The 18,265-nt window shown below is 64.7% G+C and carries 20 protein-coding genes; 10 read left to right on the forward strand and 10 right to left on the reverse strand.

Annotated features, from left to right (window positions below; genetic code table 11):
- On the reverse strand, positions 1-2,511 hold the full coding sequence (locus tag JI664_RS10130) for a flagellar hook-length control protein FliK (RefSeq protein ID WP_207013616.1): 2,511 nt from the start codon (positions 2,509-2,511) through the stop codon (positions 1-3).
- Positions 2,512-2,610: 99 nt separating this feature from the next.
- On the opposite strand from JI664_RS10130, the gene JI664_RS10135 reads away from it, so the two are divergent.
- The 6 genes from JI664_RS10135 (at position 2,611) to JI664_RS10160 (ending at position 6,564) form a co-directional block, all read left to right on the forward strand.
- Positions 2,611-2,964 carry a rod-binding protein gene (locus tag JI664_RS10135; RefSeq protein WP_207013617.1) on the forward strand — a complete coding sequence of 118 codons (354 nt, stop codon included), beginning with the start codon at positions 2,611-2,613 and terminating at the stop codon, positions 2,962-2,964.
- Positions 2,961-3,314, forward strand: a complete 354-nt coding sequence (locus JI664_RS10140; RefSeq protein WP_207013618.1) for a hypothetical protein — start codon at positions 2,961-2,963, stop codon at positions 3,312-3,314. The genes JI664_RS10135 and JI664_RS10140 overlap by 4 nt, the downstream gene beginning before the upstream one ends.
- 299 nt (positions 3,315-3,613) lie before the next feature.
- Complete coding sequence (locus JI664_RS10145) at positions 3,614-4,891, forward strand: flagellin (RefSeq protein ID WP_207013619.1); 1,278 nt, start codon at positions 3,614-3,616, stop codon at positions 4,889-4,891.
- 67 nt (positions 4,892-4,958) lie between these two features.
- Positions 4,959-5,339: a flagellar biosynthesis regulator FlaF gene (gene flaF / locus JI664_RS10150; RefSeq protein ID WP_207013620.1), complete on the forward strand. Its 381-nt coding sequence runs from the start codon at positions 4,959-4,961 to the stop codon at positions 5,337-5,339.
- Positions 5,336-5,743, forward strand: a complete 408-nt coding sequence (flbT, locus tag JI664_RS10155; protein ID WP_207013621.1) for a flagellar biosynthesis repressor FlbT — start codon at positions 5,336-5,338, stop codon at positions 5,741-5,743. Before flaF ends, flbT begins: the two co-directional genes overlap by 4 nt.
- Positions 5,740-6,564 (forward strand): DUF1217 domain-containing protein, encoded by an 825-nt coding sequence (locus JI664_RS10160; protein WP_207013622.1) that lies wholly within the window; start codon positions 5,740-5,742, stop codon positions 6,562-6,564. Before flbT ends, JI664_RS10160 begins: the two co-directional genes overlap by 4 nt.
- A 607-nt stretch (positions 6,565-7,171) precedes the next feature.
- Here JI664_RS10160 and JI664_RS10165 read toward each other — a convergent pair.
- From JI664_RS10165 to JI664_RS10200, 8 genes are all read right to left on the reverse strand, one after another.
- Entirely contained in the window at positions 7,172-7,951 is a 780-nt protein-coding gene (locus JI664_RS10165) for a succinate dehydrogenase iron-sulfur subunit (protein WP_207013623.1), read from the reverse strand.
- Positions 7,952-7,965: 14 nt separating this feature from the next.
- Positions 7,966-9,771: a succinate dehydrogenase flavoprotein subunit gene (gene sdhA, locus JI664_RS10170; RefSeq protein ID WP_207013624.1), complete on the reverse strand. Its 1,806-nt coding sequence runs from the start codon at positions 9,769-9,771 to the stop codon at positions 7,966-7,968.
- 10 nt (positions 9,772-9,781) lie between these two features.
- Entirely contained in the window at positions 9,782-10,159 is a 378-nt protein-coding gene (gene sdhD, locus JI664_RS10175) for a succinate dehydrogenase, hydrophobic membrane anchor protein (protein WP_109531711.1), read from the reverse strand.
- Between the two features lie 11 nt (positions 10,160-10,170).
- Positions 10,171-10,560, reverse strand: a complete 390-nt coding sequence (sdhC, locus tag JI664_RS10180; protein WP_207013625.1) for a succinate dehydrogenase, cytochrome b556 subunit — start codon at positions 10,558-10,560, stop codon at positions 10,171-10,173.
- A gap of 200 nt (positions 10,561-10,760) precedes the next feature.
- Complete coding sequence (locus tag JI664_RS10185) at positions 10,761-11,786, reverse strand: MaoC family dehydratase (protein ID WP_207013626.1); 1,026 nt, start codon at positions 11,784-11,786, stop codon at positions 10,761-10,763.
- Between the two features lie 76 nt (positions 11,787-11,862).
- Positions 11,863-12,066 (reverse strand): DUF1737 domain-containing protein, encoded by a 204-nt coding sequence (locus JI664_RS10190; RefSeq protein ID WP_207013627.1) that lies wholly within the window; start codon positions 12,064-12,066, stop codon positions 11,863-11,865.
- 16 nt (positions 12,067-12,082) lie between these two features.
- Positions 12,083-12,637, reverse strand: a complete 555-nt coding sequence (locus tag JI664_RS10195; RefSeq protein ID WP_207013628.1) for an NnrU family protein — start codon at positions 12,635-12,637, stop codon at positions 12,083-12,085.
- Positions 12,637-13,512, reverse strand: coding sequence for an HpcH/HpaI aldolase/citrate lyase family protein (locus JI664_RS10200; RefSeq protein WP_207013629.1), 876 nt, complete (start codon positions 13,510-13,512; stop codon positions 12,637-12,639). Before JI664_RS10200 ends, JI664_RS10195 begins: the two co-directional genes overlap by 1 nt.
- Positions 13,513-13,674: 162 nt before the next feature.
- Here JI664_RS10200 and JI664_RS10205 point away from each other — a divergent pair, with 162 nt between their 5' ends.
- The 4 genes from JI664_RS10205 to pepT all read left to right on the forward strand — a co-directional run bounded on the left by JI664_RS10205 (position 13,675) and on the right by pepT (position 17,855).
- Entirely contained in the window at positions 13,675-13,965 is a 291-nt protein-coding gene (locus JI664_RS10205) for a hypothetical protein (protein WP_207013630.1), read from the forward strand.
- Between the two features lie 147 nt (positions 13,966-14,112).
- A complete protein-coding gene (gene mdh / locus JI664_RS10210) occupies positions 14,113-15,075 on the forward strand; it encodes a malate dehydrogenase (protein ID WP_207013631.1) in 963 nt (320 codons plus the stop codon).
- 161 nt (positions 15,076-15,236) lie between these two features.
- Complete coding sequence (locus JI664_RS10215) at positions 15,237-16,424, forward strand: cytochrome P450 (protein WP_207013632.1); 1,188 nt, start codon at positions 15,237-15,239, stop codon at positions 16,422-16,424.
- A gap of 195 nt (positions 16,425-16,619) precedes the next feature.
- Complete coding sequence (gene pepT / locus JI664_RS10220; protein ID WP_207013633.1) at positions 16,620-17,855, forward strand: peptidase T; 1,236 nt, start codon at positions 16,620-16,622, stop codon at positions 17,853-17,855.
- Positions 17,856-17,934: 79 nt separating this feature from the next.
- Here the strand turns inward: pepT and JI664_RS10225 are convergent.
- A partial coding sequence (locus JI664_RS10225; RefSeq protein ID WP_207013634.1) for a hypothetical protein occupies positions 17,935-18,265 on the reverse strand: 331 nt, incomplete at its 5' end.

The raw sequence follows: 18,265 nt of genomic DNA on the forward strand, positions 1-18,265 counted from the left end.
TCAAAGCCGAAGGTCGAGGTGATCCAGCGGGCCGGTCATGGCCGGGCTGCGCTGAGCGGGCGGCGCGGCGCTATCGGGCATCTGCGGCTGCAGGGCTGGCTGCGTAGCACGGTCTGAAGACGTGCCGGTGCCACCGCCGCCCGGATGGCCGGCCTCGCCGCCAGAGAATCGCAGCGACAATGCGTCATGGCCCATCGAGCGCAAATCCTGTTCCAGAAGCGCGATATGACGGCGCATCAGGTCCAGCGTTTCGGGACGGTCGGCATGGACCATCAGCACGCTTGCGGCTTCGTGATTCACCAGCGTCAGGCGCACATGGCCCAGTTCCTCGGGGTCGAGCGCGAGCGAGAATCCACCCGGACCGGACAGGGCGGGCTGCTGGATCTGCGCGGCGATCTGTTGTCCGATTCGCTGCGCCTGCGCGGACGGGGGAAGGGTCTGGCTGTGCTGGGTGCTGGCATGGGGGATTGCCGCGCGGCTGTCGCCCGGTGCCTCGTCACGTGGCGAAAGCTCGATCCGGTCAGCCCGCGTATCGGTTTGCTGCTCGGCCATGACAGGCGGGATCTCGGGCTGCGCGGCGGGTACGGGCGTCGGTGTTTGGGCCACGGGGGCCGCGGCAGGTGCAGACGAGGTCTGGATCGGTGTCGGATCCGCCTTTGCGCGTGGGGTGTCGGGTGTGTCGGGGCGCTCGGAGTTCTGGGTAGGGGGCTGAACAGGCGCGCGGTCGGTCACGGACGCCTCGCGGCGCGCGGGAGCGATCGGTGGAGCTGGTAACGGGCCGGGCAGAGGGATTTCGCCCTGCGCCACGGGCTGTTGGAGCAGGGTTTGAGCCCGCGCAGGAAGGGCGTTTGATGCTGGCGGCAGAGCCATCATCGGGGTTTCGCTGAAGGCCACGACGGTAGCGGAAGGCGAAGCGGGGGTCGCGGAGGCGACCTGTGTCGACGCCGGGGCGTCGACCGGCGCCGCGATGGGCGCAGTTGCTTTCGGCGCGTCGCGGGTTGTGGGGCTGGCGGTCATGGGGCGCGTGTCGGGCATGGAGAAAGGCACCAACCGAGGCTGCCCGGCTGGTTTGTCGGCTGACGGGGTGACAGGCGCCGAGCCTGGCATAGCTGTCGCCAGAGCGGCTGTTGTGAAGGCGCGACTCTCCGTACCGGGCGATGCCAGTGCTTGCAGAGACGGCGCCTGCACGCCAGGAATCGCGGCGCTTATGGCGCTCGGAACAGAAGGCTTTACGTCAATGCCCGTATCGGGAACCGGCATAATGGAGGGCATCGGTGCGGCGCCGGGCGTGGCAACGACCGGCTGGGCCTGAGCAGGCCCCTCTACCGGTACCGAAACTACCGGCACCGAAACCGGATCAAGCGATTTCCCCGACCCGGCATCCGCCATCGGTGTCGCCGCCACCTCAGGCTCTGCGACAGGCGCAACAAGCGTCGAGCTCGTAGCTTCCGCGTCTGCGGGGGGCATCGCGGCCACAGCCTCATCGGCGCCGGTCAGGCGCGCAGGGGAAGGCCCCGATGGGTGCGAGGGGCTTTCGTCGTCACCTCCGATTCCCGGCGTGCCGGGAACGCCCGGCGTGCGCCCCGCCACGGGAACGGCGCGTCCTTCCCGTGCGCTGGCGGCCTGTCCGGGCGTCAGGGCGATCATCCCGTCATGACGCGGGGCATCGATCGGGCGGGGCTGCGTCTCGGGTCCGCCAAAAGGTGCCCGCGCCATCCCATTGTCCATCGGCGCAGCCTGCAGGGCGAACCGGGCGCGCAGCAGTGCCGCGCCGGCAGAGGCGTCGGTTGTCACCCGGGTGTCAGCCCTGCGCTGCGCGACGGGCAGCGGCATAGCCGGTTCGGCGGGCGGAATGCGCTCTGGTGCTACGGTCAGGGGGGCTTCGATCGACGGGTCCGAGACCACGAGCGGTTCGGCGTCAGGGGACCAGCCGGGGGCAGCGACAGGCCGGGTCGCGACAGGGTCTGCGGGCGGCATTGGCGCGTCGATGGCGTCATCCGCGTCGCCCGCCTGCAATTCCATTGCGATCCGGGTCGTATCCGGCGCCTGTTCAGGCGTATCGGGCATCGGCATATCGCGTCCGGCGGGCTGGATGTCATCGGGCAATGTCGACAGATCCACCGGGTCAAGCTCACCCGATGTCGGAATACCAGGCGCATCGCCCTCGGGACCGGTGGGGTCATCATCGGGCGGGGGCGTATCGAGCTCGGGGAGGTCGATATCGTAGGGATCGTCGCCCGCGCCGGTATCGGCCGCGCCCGTATTGCCAGCGTCTGAAGTCTCGGCCTCGATACCGCCGCCGCGCGTGTCTTTCGCCTTCTGACCATCAGAGCGAATCGCTCTGTCGACGGTCGCGGCTTGTTGCGGTGCGATATCCGAGGCAGTGCCGCGCAAACCGGCCAGAACCGCCCGGAAACTCTGCGTTTCCTGCGTAACAGGGGCCGCTGGCGGTGCCAGGCGCGGGGTGGAGATCGAGGTGAAAACAGGGTCGAGCGACGGGACTTGGCGCATTCTTGGCCTCCGGTTTGAACGCCTCAGCAATAGCAGCCGGTGGTTACCGCTTCTTTACCGCGATCCGGGATGCTGAGCGCCGATCCACAGGAGGTTTCCATGACGCAACCACTGACTGCCCTTGGCGCCACATCCGTTCCGATTCAGGCGCGGTCCCGGCCCGAAACCCCCCAGGCCGACCCGTCCCGCGCCGATCCGGCGATTCGCCACAGCGCCGAGGCGCTCGAGGCGACGTTCCTTGCGGAAATGTTCAAAAGCGCCGGCCTGTTCCGCCCGACCGAAGCGCTGGGCGGCGGCGGCGAAGGCGAGCAGCAATTCACGTCGTTTCTGGCCGATGAACGGGCGCGCGCGATCGTCGCGCAGGGGGGGATCGGGCTGGCCGACGCCATCGAATCGAGCCTGCGCCTGCGGGCGGGGCTTACGCCGCAACAGGGGCCGGAGGGGACGTCATGAGCCGCAAGGATCTGCGCCGGCTCGCGGCGATTCTGGCGCAGGAACGCGAGGCGCTTCTGCACGGCGATATTGCGCGGCTCGAACGGCTTGCGCCGCGCAAAGTGGCCATCCTGGAGCGGGTCGAAGGCGCACTGCCCGAGCTCGCGCGCGCCGATACCGGCCTTGCGCGCGCGGTTCAGCAGGCGGCAGGCCGCAATGCCGGCCTGTTCGAGGCGGCGATAACCGGCATCAAGGATGCGCGCGCCCTCATGGCGAGGGCGCGCAAGGGCGGAACGGCCAAGACCTATGGACGCGACGGCATTCGCGCCGATCTGAACCCGCCGCATGGCAGCCTGCATCGGCGGGCCTGAAGTACCTGCAATCGGCGGTAAAATCTGTAGAACTGGTTAATGGTTTTGAGTAACAAGTCTATGAAAATTATAAGGAAAATGAGGATCTGCAATGGGTCCATCCGGGCTGATCTTAAGAGCTTGTTAAGGGAAAGATCCGAGATTGGCCTCGCACTGACAAAGCACTGTTGTTGATGATGCACTGACTCGGTGGCGCGACATCCGTGAAGCGGACAGCCGCAGGTCCAGAACGGGCTTGGTCGCCGTGATTCCACGGCACGTACCGGCGTGAAACCACGCCTTTCAATAAGGGAAAATCCATGTCCTCGATTCTGACGAACAACACCGCGATGGTGGCGCTTCAGACCCTGAAGAGCATCAACGCCAATATGGCGAAGACCCAGAACGAGATCTCGACGGGCAAATCGGTTGCGACCGCCCGCCAGAACTCGGCCGTCTGGGCGATTTCCAAGACCATGGAAAGCGACGTCAAGGGCTTCAAGGGGATTGCCGATTCGCTCGCTCTGGGCTCGTCGACCATCGCCGTGGCCCGCTCGGCCTCCGAGCAGATCACCGACTTGCTGACCGAAATCAAAGGCAAGGTCGTCGCGGCGCAGGAAGACAACGTCGACCGCGAAAAGATCCAGACCGACCTGTCGGCGCTGCGCAACCAGATCTCCTCGGTTGTGGGTGCCGCGCAGTTCAACGGTCTCAACCTGCTCTCGAACCGCGAAGGCGGGGCCTCGGTTGCGGACATCGTCGGCAATACCGGCACCGGCGCCGGCGTTCTGGGTTCGGGCTCGGTCAGCATCCTGTCTTCGCTCGACCGGGATAGCTCGGGCGCCGTATCGGCTGCCTCGATCCAGGCGGCCAAAGCCGACCTTGGCACGCAAGCCTCGGCGGCGGGTACCGGCACCGATCTCGCGGCGACCGCGTTCACCGGTGCGGGCGCCATCGCGGTCGGTGCGACCGGCACGATGACCGTCGTCGGCGATACCGGTACGGCGGCGCGCGCGGGTAACGCGGTGCTGGCGGGTGATGGCTACACGATCGGGGGTCTGACCGGCGTGACCGGCACCGTGCGCTACGTCGCGCGCGATGGCGATACGGTCAACGACATCGCCAAGGGCCTGACCGATATGCTGAACTTCCAGGCGCAGACCTCGGGGATCGGGATTTCGGCCACGGTTTCGGGTGCGGCGATCACGATCACCAACAACACCGCTGCCGGTATCACCACCACCTCGACGCTCAATACGGGCGGCACGGCGGGCGGCGGGCTGGAAATCCTGTCCAGTGTTGACGTCTCGACCGCAGAAGGCGCGGCCGCCGGTCTTGCCGCGATCGAAGGCCTTACCCAGACGGCCATCGAAGCTGCCGCCAACTTCGGTTCGGTCCAAGGCCGTATCGAGATCCAGAGCGAATACGTCTCCAGCCTGATGGATTCCCTCAAGTCGGGGATCGGCGCGCTGGTCGATGCCGATATGGAGGCGACCTCGGCTCGCCTGCAGGCGCTTCAGGTGCAGCAGCAGCTGGGCATTCAGGCCCTGTCGATCGCCAACCAGGCGCCGCAGAACATCCTGGCGCTGTTCCGCTAAGGCCTCGGGGCCGGGGGATACTCCCTCGGCCCTTCCCACCCATGACTTCGCACCATGAGGCCTTGATATGAGCGTCGCAGCCCACGCGCGCACCCATTACGGGCACCACGCCCGCGCGCTGAAAACCCCCCGGGACATCGAATACGATGTCCTTGCCCAGATCACCGGGCGCATCCAATCCCAGCTTCCCCACGAACCCGGGAAAGTCAGCGGTCGCCTGACGGTCGCGTTGAACGACAATCGCCGGCTATGGGCCGCCTTTGCCGCCGATCTCGCCCATCCCAGCAATGGTTTCCCCCAGCCCTTGCGTGCGCAACTCTTCTATCTCGCTGAATTCACCCTCAAACACACGACTCAGGTTCTGACGGGCGCGGCCACGGCCGATATCCTTGCCGAGATCAACACCTCGGTGATGCGGGGTCTCAAAGGGCAGGGGGGCGAGCCATGAGCGGTCTGATTCTCAAGCTCGCGCCGCGCGAAAGGGTCCTTATCAATGGCGCGGTGATCGAGAATGGTGAGCGGCGCAGCCGCCTGTCCATCGTCACCCCCAACGCGAATATCCTGCGCCTGCGCGACGCCATTCATCCTGCCGAAGTCAGCACGCCGGTGCGCCGCGTCGCTTACATCGCCCAGCTGGTCCTGTCGGGCGACGCCGACCCGGACGACGCGAGCCCGCAGCTTCTGCGCGGGATAGAACAGCTGAGCCAGGTGCTGACCGATGCCGACAGCCGGGCCATGCTGGACAAGGCAACACAGGCGGTGATGACCGGCGATTTCTATCCCGCGATGCGGAATTTGCGGGCCTTGATTCCGCGGGAGGAGCGGCTCTTCGCGGCCGCGACCCGGCAATGAGCTTTCAGCCGATCCTTCCCCTCGACGGGTATGTGGGCTGGCGGTTCTTGCAACGCACGCTCGACAAGCAGCAGGAAGCCCATGCCAGCACGAGCCTGTCAAAACGCGATCAGGCGTATTTCCGCGAGAACATCGCGTCGGTGACAAGCGCTGAAGAGCTGGTCGCAGACCGGCGCCTTCTGAATGTCGCGCTGACGGCATTCGGTCTTCAGGACGATCTGCCCAACCGAGCCTACGTCCAGAAAGTGCTGGAAAGTTCCCACAAGGATGACAGCAGTTTCGTTAATCGGCTGTCGGACAAACGCTATCTGCAGCTCAACAAGGCCTTCGGCTTCGGCGATACCTATATTTCGTGGAATCAGCTCGACGGGTTCACCGACTCGCTGCTCAGCGACTATCGCGACCGTTCGTTCGAAGTCGCCGTGGGCGCGCAGAACGAATCGATGCGGCTGGCGCTTGCGCTCGAACGGGACCTTGCAGACCTTGCCGCGCAGAACAGCAGCGAGGCGACGCGTTGGTACACGATCCTCGGCACGCCTTCGATGCGACGGGTTTTCGAGACGGCCTTCATGCTGCCCAGCAGCTTCGGCGCGCTGGATCTCGACCGACAGGTCGAAATCCTCAAGACCCGGACCGAGAAGCTGACGGGCTCTGACGAAGTCGCGCAATTCACGGATCCTGAAGCAATGGAGAGCCTGATTCGCCGCTTCTTCCTTGGCGAGCAGGTGCAGCAGATCAACGCTGCCACCGTCGCGGGAAGCGGGGCTCTGACACTGTTGCAGCAAGGACAAACCAGCCTGAGAACCGTGCTGGGGCGCTGAGGGTCCGAGCGACGTCAGCGCTTAGGTGGTGCGCGTCGCCGCGTTGTTCACCGGAGTCCCTGCGTGTCGCGAGGGCATAGGGTCCGAAAGGCTCCGGTCTTGAGACGTGGTGTTTCCGGGGAAATCAGACGAATCAGCGCTGAGCCGGAATGTGAACGCTGCGCTCAACGGTGCCGACCGAGAGGCCACAGAAATTCGATCTCGGACGGAAAAACCACTGAGTAGCCAGCCGTAAGCAGACATTTGCGCCGTCGCAATCGAGGCGTCGCGTGACACCCTAGCGTTGCCGGTCGGTTGAAGGCTGCCGAGTCAACAGGGTCTTGCGGCTTGGAATTGTGCCCAGTGGTCAGAGCGACAAAGTCCAACAGACGCTGTGGCGTCGCGGAGCTTAGATGGCCAACGATCGGACTGTCGACGGATGCCTCCGGCGAGAAAAATCCCTGCGAGACAACAGACTATCCAGCCCGTTCTTAACTGGCGGGAACAGGTCGTTGCTCGGTCGCCAAACTCTGTTAGCGAACAGAACCTGCTAGGCAAAGGGGCTCTCGCACCCAAAGGAAAAGGGCCGCGTCATCACGCGGCCCCTGTTTAACTCTGTTTCGACGAATCAGACGACCCGCTCGACCATCATCTTCTTGATCTCGGCAATTGCCTTGGCCGGGTTCAGATGCTTGGGGCAGGTCGAGGTGCAGTTCATGATCGTGTGGCAACGATATAGTTTGAACGGATCGTGCAGACCGTCCAGACGCTCGCCCGTCGCCTCGTCCCGCGAATCGATGATCCAGCGATAGGCATGCAGCAACGCGGCCGGGCCCAGATACCGATCGCCGTTCCACCAATAGCTGGGGCACGACGTCGAGCAACAGGCGCACATCACGCATTCATAAAGACCGTCGAGCTTTTCGCGGTCCTCGATCGATTGCCGCCACTCCTTGGCCGGGGTGTTCGACTTGGTTTCCAGCCACGGCATGATCGATTCGTGCTGGGCGTAGAAATGCGTCAGATCCGGCACCAGATCCTTGACCACCGGCATGTGCGGCAGCGGATAGATCTTCACGTCGCCCTTGATCTCGTCCATGCCGAAAATGCAGGCCAGCGTGTTCGTCCCGTCGATATTCATCGCGCAGGAGCCGCAGATCCCCTCGCGGCAGGACCGGCGGAAGGTCAGCGTCGGGTCGATCTCGTTCTTGATCTTGATCAGCGCGTCCAGAACCATCGGGCCGCAGCTGTCCATGTCGACGAAATAGGTATCGACACGGGGGTTTTCGCCATCATCCGGGGACCAGCGGTAAATCCGGAAGGTGCGCAGGGTCTTCGCGCCTTCGGGCTTTGGCCAGGTCTTGCCGGTGCGGATCTTCGAATTCTTGGGAAGCGTGAGCTGTACCATGTCTGCGTCCCTTCTCAGTACACGCGCGCTTTGGGCGCGATTTTCTTGAGTTCGATCCCGCCCTGATCCTGCGGGGTCAGCGGATCGACGACGACCGCGCGATAATCCAGCGTCACATTCGCCCCATCGACCCAGGACAGCGTGTGCTTGCGCCAGTTCTCGTCGTCGCGATTCGGATAATCCTCGTGCGCATGGGCGCCGCGCGATTCCTTGCGGGCTTCGGCACCGGTGATGGTGGCCATCGCGCAGGGCATGAGGTTTTCCAGCTCGAGCGTCTCCATCAGGTCGCTGTTCCACACGAGCGAGCGGTCGGTGACCTGAATGTCGGCCATCTTGCCGGCGACGACCTTCATCTTCTCGACACCTTCGGCCAGCGTCTTGTCGGTGCGGAAGACAGCGGCATCGGCCTGCATGGTCTTCTGCATCTCCATCCGCAGCTCGGCGGTGGGGATCGAGCCGCTGGCATTGCGCAGACGGTCGAAACGCGCGAGCGCCTTGTCGACCGAAGCCTTCGACGATTCGCGGTTGGCCGAGGCCGGATCGACGATCTCGCCCGCGCGAATCGCCGCCGCGCGGCCGAAGACCACAAGGTCGATCAGCGAGTTCGACCCAAGCCGGTTCGCGCCGTGAACCGAAGCGCAGCCCGCCTCGCCCACCGCCATCAGGCCGGGGGCCACGCGGTTGGGGTTTTCGGCATCGGCATTCAGCACTTCGCCCCAATAGTTCGTGGGGATGCCGCCCATATTGTAGTGAACGGTCGGCAGAACCGGGATCGGCTCTTTCGTGAGGTCAACGCCCGCGAAGATCCGCGCCGATTCCGAGATGCCGGGCAGCCGCAGCGCCAGCGTTTCAGGCGGCAGGTGGTTGAGGTGCAGGTGGATGTGATCCTTGTTCGGGCCGACGCCGCGGCCTTCCCGGATCTCCATCGTCATGCAGCGCGACACCACATCGCGCGACGCAAGGTCCTTATAGGTCGGTGCGTACCGCTCCATGAAGCGCTCGCCTTCCGAGTTGGTCAGGTAACCGCCCTCGCCGCGCGCGCCTTCGGTGATCAGGCAGCCCGAGCCGTAGATCCCCGTCGGGTGGAACTGCACGAATTCCATGTCCTGCAGCGGCAGACCCGCGCGGGCCACCATGCCGTTGCCGTCGCCGGTGCAGGTATGCGCCGAGGTCGCGCTGAAATAGGCACGGCCATAGCCGCCGGTCGCCAGAACCGTCATCTTCGCGTTGAACTGGTGCAGCGTGCCGTCATCCAGTTTCCACGCCAGAACGCCGGTGCATTCACCGTCTTCCGACATCAGCAGGTCGATGGCGAAATACTCGATGTAGAACTGCGCCTTCTCTTTCAGCGAGCGACCGTAGAGCGTGTGCAGGATCGCGTGCCCGGTCCGGTCCGCCGCCGCGCAGGTGCGCTGCACGGGCGGGCCTTCGCCGAATTCGGTCGTGTGGCCGCCGAAGGGGCGCTGATAGATTTTGCCCTCTTCGGTACGCGAAAACGGCACACCGTAATGTTCCAGCTCATAGACCGCGGCGGGCGCCGAGCGCGCGAGGTATTCCATCGCATCCGTGTCGCCCAGCCAGTCCGACCCTTTCACGGTGTCGTACATGTGCCATTGCCAGTTGTCGGGGCCCATGTTGCTCAGGCTGGCGGCGATCCCGCCCTGGGCGGCGACCGTGTGCGAGCGGGTGGGGAAAACCTTGGTGATGCAGGCCGTTTTCAGCCCCTGCTCGGCCATGCCCAGCGTCGCGCGCAGACCGGCCCCGCCGGCGCCCACGACCACCACGTCATAAGTATGTTGTTCGATTTCATATGCAGACATTGGGTCGTCCTCAGGCGCTGAACAGGATTTTCGCGACGGCCAGAACGCCGGCGGCGCCCAGCACGAAGCTGAAGAATTTGCTCAGAACGATCAGCACCAGCCGGGTGCCACCTTGGGTGTAATCTTCGATCACCACCTGGATGCCGATCGAAAAGTGCCAGCTCGCCACCAGAATGAAGAGCGCGGCGGTCAGCGCGTTGCCGAACTGGCTATAGGTCGCGACCAGCGCTTCGTAGCCACCGCCCAGCGCATTGGCAAAGGGGATCAGGAACAGGATCGCCAGCGGCACCAGCGCCATCGCGGTGACGCGCTGAATCCAGAAATGACCGACGCCCTCACCGGCGCGGCCCAGACCCTGAACGCGGTTGTAATCGGTCTTGTAGCTCATGTCCGCCCCCCTCACAGAATGACGATCAGCAGCGTCAGGATCGTCATCAGCACCGAGGCGCCGATCACGTACCAGTTCGACCGCGCAACGCTGCTCAGCTCGAATCCCTTGCCGAGATCGAAAACGAAATGGCGGATGCCGTTGGCGAGGTGGAACCACAGCGTCCAGAGCGCCGCCACCATCACCACAATGCCCAGCCAGCTCGACAGCAGCCAATCGGCGGTTGCGAAATAATCGGGCGAATAAGCGCCCGCGACAAACCACCAGACGATCAGCAGCAGCGCACCGCCAAGGGCGACGCCGGTGATCCGGGTCATGATGGAAATCACCGCGACCAGCGGAAGACGATAAATCTGCAGGTGCGGGGAAAGCGGCCGGTTGCCCCGGTTCACGTCAGCCATGGGTATCCCTCTCTCTTGGCGCGCCCGGCCTTGGCGCACTCCGCCAAGGGCCGGCTGGCTCACGCCTTCAATAGCGGATTTTTCGCTCAAGTCACGCAGGCATTTGCTGCAATGCCGCAGGAATCCCGCCGCAATTGGTAAAAATCCGGTCATTGTGATCACGCCGGGAAATGGTGTGATCACATGATACCGGTATCAGCTCAGGCCGGGATCAACGCCCAGTAATCGAGGTCCAGCAGCACATCGGGGGCGTATTTCCCGTCCGCGCCGCGCAAAACATGGCCCGGTCCCGCACTCGCCACCAGCCGCAACCGGATCGCGCCGACACCCGGCACGGCGGTCTCGGCCTTGTCCAGAACTTCGGACCAGGCCCGGACGGTCATGCCGCTGAAACAGGGATTGGCATGAGCGCCGCCATTGATCGCGACGATCATCTGCGCATTGGCCAGCCCGTTGAAGGATAGAGCGCGCGCAAGGCTGATGACATGCCCGCCATAAATCAGCCGCTTGCCGTCCTCGCGATGCGTGGCGTCGAAATGCACCTTCGCGGTGTTCTGCCACAGGCGCGTCGCCAGCATATGCTCGGCCTCCTCGACGGTGACGCCGTCGACATGCTCGATCACCTCGCCCAATGCGTAATCGCCCATCCGATAGCGCTCGCCCGCCAGCTCGGCATCGTAGTCATCAAAGCGCAGCCCCTCGGGCACGATCAGGTCACCGGGCGCCACCGCCTTGGCCAGCTCAGGCACCAATGTCGCGGGCGCCGGCGCGTCCGGGTCGCGCTTGCGCACCATCACCCAGCGCACGTAGTCCAGCACCGCCTCGCCGCGCTGGTTCGTGCCGGTCGTGCGCACATAGACCACGCCCGATTTGCCGTTTGAATTCTGCTTGAGCCCGATCACTTCCGAGGCCGAGCTCAGCGTGTCGCCGGGATAGACCGGCTTCAGGAAACGCCCCTCGGCATAGCCCAGATTGGCCACCGCGTTGAGGCTGATGTCGGGCACGGACTTGCCGAACACGGTATGGAAAACGATCAGGTCATCCAGCGGGCTTTGCGGCAGACCACAGGACCGCGCGAAGTCATCCGAGGAATAAAGCGCCCCGCGCGCCGGATAAAGCGCATGATAAAGCGCGCGCTCGCCCCCCGACAACGTGCGCGGCACCGCGTGCCGGATCACCTGCCCGATCGCGTAATCCTCGAAAAACCGCCCCGGATTCGTCTTCACGGCCCGCGCCCCCTTCACTTTGTCTCAAATACTCCACGGGGGTCCGGGGGTGTGAAACCCCCGGTTCCGCCCTGTCTCATTGCTCGCCCAGCTTGGTTTCGGGCGTGTAGGTGCCGGGCGCATCCTTCACCACCGCCTGCGCGCAGCGCATCACGCCGCGTTGGGTGTCGAAGGCGTAAGAGGGCGAGCCGTGCAGAACCCATCCCTTGTTCAGCGCCGCCGTGACCTTGTGGCAAAAGGCCGAGGTGTCGTCCTCGGTCAGCAACCGATAGAGTTTCATCGCATGCTATCCTTCCTCAGCCCCAGGGCTGATAGCCCAGCAGGATGTGGATATAGCCGACCACACCGACAAGCAGCACCGCGCCGACGATGGCGCCGATTTCCTTGCCCTTGTTGGTGGGGGCGGTGGACTTCACCCAGACCGGTTCCTGACGGTTGATATAGCCGACCTCGACCTGCGCCCAGATGAACAGACCGCCGAACAGGATCAGGCTGGCCAGATCACCGTTCACCATGAGATGCGCGATCGACCACAGCCGCACGCCCCAAAGCTGCGGGTGGCGCACGATCTTGGTGGCGTTGGTCTTCATCCCCGACGCGGCGAACAGATAGAAGGCCAGCAGCATCAGCAGGTTATTGAGGTGCACCAGGCTGCGCGATTCCGGCCAGATCTGGTCATAGGGCGCCCAGCGATAGCCCAGCACCATCAGCACGATGCCGATCAACGATACCAGCGCGACGATCCCGCGCCCGGCATTCCCGGCCCGCGCACGGCTTTCCGGCGCGGCCCGCTTCCACAAATGGCTTCCCGACCAGGCCAGAAGGCCCAGTATCAGTAGCGTATATCCCATCAGCCCATAGCCTTCTGCAATTGTTCAATCGCCTCGGCACGCGACAGCACCTGCCGGGCGGTGACAATATGCAGGTTCTCGACGATCTTGCCATCCACTACGGCGACGCCCTCGCCCCGCGCGGTCGCGGCGTCGAAGGCCTCGATCTGGCGGCGGGCAAGCGCGATGGCCGCATCGTCGGGCGCAAAGACCGTATTGGCGATCTCAAGCTGCGCGGGATGGATCAGCGTCTTGCCGTCAAAGCCCAGATCGCGCCCCTGTTCGCATTCAGCGCGCAGACCCGCGTCATCCTTGAAGGCATTATAGACGCCATCGACCGCGACGATGCCCGCCGCGCGCGCTGCCATCAGGCAGGTCTGCAGGGCGTATTGCATCGGAAGCCGGTCGGCGCGGAACCGGCAGCCCAGCTCTTTCGCCAGATCGTTGGTGCCCATCACGAAGCCCGCCATCCGCGGCGCACGGGCAATCGCGCCCGCATTGAGCACGCCGTCGGGCGTTTCCATCATCGCCCATATAGAGGTGTCGGCGGTTTCGGGCCGGGCATCGAGGATCTTCGCCACCGCTTCGACATCGCCGGGCGCGTTCACCTTGGGCAGCAGCAACGCCTCGGGCCGGGCGGCGGCGAGCGTGTCGAGATCGGCGCGCCCCCATTTGGTGTCCATCCCGTTCACCCGCACCAGCTTGGCGCGCGGGCCGTAATCGGTACTGGCCAGCGTTTCGGCCAGCAGGGTGCGGGCCTTCGCCTTTTCCTCGACCGCGACTGCGTCTTCCAGATCGAAGATGATCGCATCGGCGGCAAGCCCGCGCGCCTTTTCCAGCGCGCGCTCTTTCGAGCCGGGGATATAAAGGACGGAACGAAACGGGCGGCTGTCCATGGTGGTCTCCGGGTCTCTTTGAAACAATCTTGCGCGCAAACCACCAGATTCGGACACATTAGGCAAGTGTTAAAATTCTGCGGCGCAGAGAGGGCGATCGCGTAGCCATTCTTTATCCATGATCGGCCACGCTGAGCGGGTCGCAACCGAAAGGACCCGATCATGCGCCTTCTCCTGCTTCTTTCGTTTCTGCTGCCGGTCCCCGCTTTGGCGCAGGTGCTTCCCTGCGCCCCGCGCGAGCGCGTGCTGGAATTCGTGATGGATCAGCGCGGCGAAAGGCGGCTCGCCACCGGCGACGCGCGCGGCAACGCCACGATCGAACTGTTCGCCAGCGACGACGGGGGCTGGAGCCTGTTGTTGAACCTGCCCGATGGCCGCAGCTGCCTGCTGGCCAATGGCGGTAATTTCCGCGCCCTGCCCGAATTGCAGCCCGCACGCGGGAACCCAACGTGATCACAAAACCCCGCCAAGGGCCGCGAAACCCGCGCTGGCAGCGTTAACAGCCCCATATTCATTCCGCCGCCCCGCGCCGAGGCTTGCGTGGCGGCCCCGAGGGTCTTAGTCAGGTCGCCAACAGACACAACCGGACCGGAGATACCTATGGCCAGACCCAAAATCGCTCTGATCGGCGCGGGCCAGATCGGCGGCACCCTTGCCCATCTCGCCGCGATCAAGGAACTTGGCGACGTCGTCATGTTCGACATCGCCGAGGGCACCCCGCAGGGCAAGGCGCTCGACATCGCCGAGTCGGGCCCGTCCGAAGGCTTCGACGGCATCTTCAAGGGCACCAACGATTACGCCGATATCGCCGGCGCCGATGTGTGCATCGTCACCGCCGGTGTGCCGCGCAAGCCCGGCATGTCGCGCGACGATCTTCTGGGCATCAACCTGAAGGTCATGAAGTCGGTGGGCGAGGGCATCGCCGCCCATGCGCCGGACGCTTTCGTCATCTGCATCACCAACCCGCTCGACGCGATGGTCTGGGCGCTGCAGCAATTCTCGGGCCTGCCGGCCGAGAAAGTCGTGGGCATGGCAGGCGTGCTGGACTCGGCCCGCTTCCGCCACTTCCTGGCGACCGAGTTCAACGTCTCGATGCGCGACGTCACCGCCTTCGTTCTGGGCGGCCACGGCGACACGATGGTGCCGCTGACCCGTTATTCGACCGTCGCCGGTATCCCTCTGCCCGACCTGATCGAGATGGGCTGGACCACGCAAGAGCGTCTGGACGCCATCGTGCAGCGCACCCGTGACGGCGGCGCCGAGATCGTCGGCCTGCTGAAGACCGGCTCGGCCTTCTACGCGCCCGCGACCTCGGCCATCGAAATGGCCGAAGCCTATCTGAAGGACCAAAAGCGCCTGCTGCCCTGCGCTGCATGGGTGGACGGTGCGCTGGGCCTCAACGGCATGTATGTGGGCGTGCCCACCATCATCGGCGCCGGTGGCATCGAGCGTGTGGTCGACATCAAGCTGAACGACGACGAGCAGGAAATGTTCGACAAGTCGGTCAACGCGGTGAAGGGCCTCGTCGAAGCCTGCAAAGGCATCGATTCGTCGCTGGCATAAGCCACACGACCTGATCGCATGAAGGGGCGCGTCCGGCCGGGCGCGCCCTTTTGCGTTGAGGCGGGCGGTGTGACCGCAGGCTCCGGCCCGTGCGGCGTTGACAGCGCCGGTCCGCTGGGCTCACATAAGCCCGCGACACGGGAGAGGAGGCCCGTTCCGCCATGTCCCAGACCCTGACCGCCGATGCCCGCCCGGCCCCCGTTTTCGAGATCGATCCGGCGGCCTTCTGGCACGATCCCTATCCGACGCTCAGACGTATGCGCGACGAGGCCCCGGTGGCCTTCGTGCCACAGCTGGGCGCGGTGCTGATGACCCGGCGCGACGATATCTTCGTCAACGAGAAGAAAACCGAGATCTTCTCGTCCGATCAGCCCGGCGGGCTGATGAATGTGCTGATGGGCCAGAACATGATGCGCAAGGACGGCGAGGCGCATAAGGCCGAACGCGCGGCGATCTTTCCGACCGTCTCGCCCCGGACGGTGCGCGACGTATGGAAAGCGCAGTTCGAAAGCGCCACCGAGGCGGTGCTCGAGCGCGTCCGCCCGCTGGGCCGTGCCAATATGGTGACCGATATCGCCATGCCGATCTCGGGCGAGGCGCTGAAATGCATCACCGGCCTGACGCAGATCGGCTGGGCCGAGATGGACCGCGTAAGCCAGGGCATGATGGACGGCATCGCCAATTACGCCGGCGACCCTGAGGTCGAGGCGCGCTGCAACGACTGCACCGCCGCCATCGACCGCTATATCGACGAACGCATGCCCGCGCTGCAGGCCGCACCCGACCATTCGCTTCTGTCGGTCCAGATGCAGGCGGGACTGCCTGAGCGGCAGATCCGCGCCAATGTGAAGCTGGCGATCTCGGGCGGGCAGAACGAGCCGCGCGACGTGATCGGCGGCGCGGCATGGGCGCTGCTGACCCATCCCGAGGCGTTGCGCAGCGTGATGGCGGGTCAGGTGGGCTGGATACAGGTCTTTGACGAATACACCCGCTGGATCGCGCCCATTGGCATGTCGCCCCGCCGCATCGCGCGCGCGCACGTGGTAGAGGGCGTTGCGCTGCAGCCCGAGGACCGGCTGTTCTTCATGTTCGGATCGGCCAATCGCGACGAGCGCATCTTCGACGATCCCGACCGCTTCGACCTGACCCGCGATTGCGGGCCTTCGATCGCCTTCGGCGCGGGTCCGCATTTCTGCGCCGGCGCCTGGGCCGCGCGCTGCCTTGTTGCCGAGGTGGCGCTGCCGATGATCTTCGACCGTCTGCCGGGCCTGCGTCTGGACGGCGCGGTGCCGTTCGGCGGCTGGGCGTTCCGTGGCCCGCTGCGGATGCCGGTGGCCTGGGACGTATAGAGAGGGGTTTCGCCCTCGGACCCGCCTGCCTGCGGCAGACGACCCCTCGGACGACCGGCCGGGGGGCGCTGCCCCCCGGACCCCCCGGGATATTTCCGGATTAAAGATGAGGGCTGGGCGCGCGCCGAATTCGGGCGGATGCTTGACTTGCTTACCGTGGGCGGGCCTGATCGGCGGAAAACCGGAGGCCCTGACATGACCGATCTCACCGAGGAACTGATCGAGCGGCTGGTCCGTTACTGCGCGATCGACAGCCAGTCGGATGCCGATAGCCCCCGCGCGCCCTCGACCGCGATCCAGCTCGACATGCAGCGGTTGCTGGTGGAGGAGCTGACCGCCATGGGCGCCGAGGACGTCACCCTGACCGATTACGGCGCGGTGCTGGCCACGATCCCGGGCACGGCCGAGGGGCCGGTGGTGGGATTTCTGGCCCATGTCGATACCGCGCCGCAATTCAATGCCACCGGCGTGAAGCCGCGCGTCATCCGGGGTTATAATGGCGGGGCGATCACCTATCCCGACGATCCGTCGCTGAGCCTGACGCCCGACGCGTTTCCCTATCTGGGCGAGAAGCGGGGCCATGACATTGTCACCGCCTCGGGGCTGACCCTGTTGGGGGCGGACGACAAGGCGGGCGTGGCGATCCTGATGAGCGCCGCGCGGCAGATGCTGGCCGATCCGTCGATTCGCCGTCCGACCCTGCGGCTGGCCTTCACCCCGGACGAAGAGATCGGGCGCGGCGTGGATGCGCGGCTGCCCGCGGATCTGGGGGCGGAATTCGCCTATACCTTCGATGGCGGCAAGGTAGGGGAGATCGAGGACGAGACCTTCTCGGCCGATGGTGCTGTGGTGACGATCAAGGGCGTGTCGATTCATCCGGGATATGCGACCGGAAAGCTGGTGAACGCGATTCATCTGGCCGCACGGATCATCGAGACCCTGCCGCAGGCGACGATGACGCCCGAGACCACGGGGGGCCGCGACGGCTTCATCCATGCCACGGATATGGAGGGCGGCGCGTCCGAGATGCGCCTCAAGCTCATCATCCGCGATTTCGAACGCGACGGGCTCGAACAGAAAGGGGCGATTCTGCGCAAGGTCTGCGAGGCCGTCGCCGCGACCGAGCCCCGCGCCACGATAACCTGCGAGATCACGCCCCAGTACCGGAATATGCGCTACTGGCTGGAAGACGACATGACCCCGGTCGACCTGGCCCGCGATTCTGCCCGCGATATCGGTCTTGAGCCCGTGTCGATTCCGATTCGAGGGGGCACCGACGGGTCGCGACTCACGGAAATGGGGGTTCCCTGTCCGAATCTGTTCACGGGCATGCAGAACATCCACGGGCCGCTGGAATGGATCTCGGCGCAGGATATGGCCCTTGCTACACAGCTTTGTCTGGCCATTTCGGGGCGCGCGACACGGTCCTGAAGAGGGGGTCGGCAGGGGGGTCCGAGAGGCCCCCTCAGCATGTCGTGGTTGGCGTCCGTCGAACCACAAAACGCTGATTTCACGGGAAAGACGCTGACCTATTTGAAAAAGAAATCAGTATTTTCAGTATGTTAAAGAGAAAACGCGATTTGGTGTGACGAATTTTTGTCGATGCGCGTTTTTTCCTCTTGCGGCTATCTGCGGATACCCCTAGATACCGCCTCACCGAAGCGGAGACGCTGAGGGACGCGCCGGAAGGGACGCTGGAAACAGACCCGGAAGACACGGACAGGACAGCAAAGAACGGCAGCGCAGCCGGAAACCTCTGGAAGCGCCGCTGGAATTTTTGTCCTCTGCTTTTTGAAAATTTGGTATATGAAGGGATATGTGGGCGGTTTGGTTCATTTCGA

The organism is Rhodobacter sp. NTK016B (genome assembly GCF_017303295.1).
Classification (GTDB): Bacteria; Pseudomonadota; Alphaproteobacteria; order Rhodobacterales; family Rhodobacteraceae; genus Pararhodobacter.

Excerpts from the sequence above, each read along its gene's own strand:
- sdhD (WP_109531711.1), bottom strand. The coding sequence starts at position 10,159 with ATGAGCTACAAGACCGATTACAACCGCGTTCAGGGTCTGGGCCGCGCC.
- flbT (WP_207013621.1), top strand. The coding sequence starts at position 5,336 with ATGAGCGGTCTGATTCTCAAGCTCGCGCCGCGCGAAAGGGTCCTTATC.
- JI664_RS10165 (WP_207013623.1), bottom strand. The coding sequence starts at position 7,951 with ATGGTACAGCTCACGCTTCCCAAGAATTCGAAGATCCGCACCGGCAAG.
- JI664_RS10160 (WP_207013622.1), top strand. The coding sequence starts at position 5,740 with ATGAGCTTTCAGCCGATCCTTCCCCTCGACGGGTATGTGGGCTGGCGG.
- JI664_RS10130 (WP_207013616.1), bottom strand. The coding sequence starts at position 2,511 with ATGCGCCAAGTCCCGTCGCTCGACCCTGTTTTCACCTCGATCTCCACC.
- pepT (WP_207013633.1), top strand. The coding sequence starts at position 16,620 with ATGACCGATCTCACCGAGGAACTGATCGAGCGGCTGGTCCGTTACTGC.
- JI664_RS10215 (WP_207013632.1), top strand. The coding sequence starts at position 15,237 with ATGTCCCAGACCCTGACCGCCGATGCCCGCCCGGCCCCCGTTTTCGAG.
- JI664_RS10205 (WP_207013630.1), top strand. The coding sequence starts at position 13,675 with ATGCGCCTTCTCCTGCTTCTTTCGTTTCTGCTGCCGGTCCCCGCTTTG.
- JI664_RS10145 (WP_207013619.1), top strand. The coding sequence starts at position 3,614 with ATGTCCTCGATTCTGACGAACAACACCGCGATGGTGGCGCTTCAGACC.
- JI664_RS10190 (WP_207013627.1), bottom strand. The coding sequence starts at position 12,066 with ATGAAACTCTATCGGTTGCTGACCGAGGACGACACCTCGGCCTTTTGC.
- JI664_RS10140 (WP_207013618.1), top strand. The coding sequence starts at position 2,961 with ATGAGCCGCAAGGATCTGCGCCGGCTCGCGGCGATTCTGGCGCAGGAA.
- mdh (WP_207013631.1), top strand. The coding sequence starts at position 14,113 with ATGGCCAGACCCAAAATCGCTCTGATCGGCGCGGGCCAGATCGGCGGC.
- JI664_RS10195 (WP_207013628.1), bottom strand. The coding sequence starts at position 12,637 with ATGGGATATACGCTACTGATACTGGGCCTTCTGGCCTGGTCGGGAAGC.
- flaF (WP_207013620.1), top strand. The coding sequence starts at position 4,959 with ATGAGCGTCGCAGCCCACGCGCGCACCCATTACGGGCACCACGCCCGC.
- sdhC (WP_207013625.1), bottom strand. The coding sequence starts at position 10,560 with ATGGCTGACGTGAACCGGGGCAACCGGCCGCTTTCCCCGCACCTGCAG.
- JI664_RS10135 (WP_207013617.1), top strand. The coding sequence starts at position 2,611 with ATGACGCAACCACTGACTGCCCTTGGCGCCACATCCGTTCCGATTCAG.
- sdhA (WP_207013624.1), bottom strand. The coding sequence starts at position 9,771 with ATGTCTGCATATGAAATCGAACAACATACTTATGACGTGGTGGTCGTG.
- JI664_RS10200 (WP_207013629.1), bottom strand. The coding sequence starts at position 13,512 with ATGGACAGCCGCCCGTTTCGTTCCGTCCTTTATATCCCCGGCTCGAAA.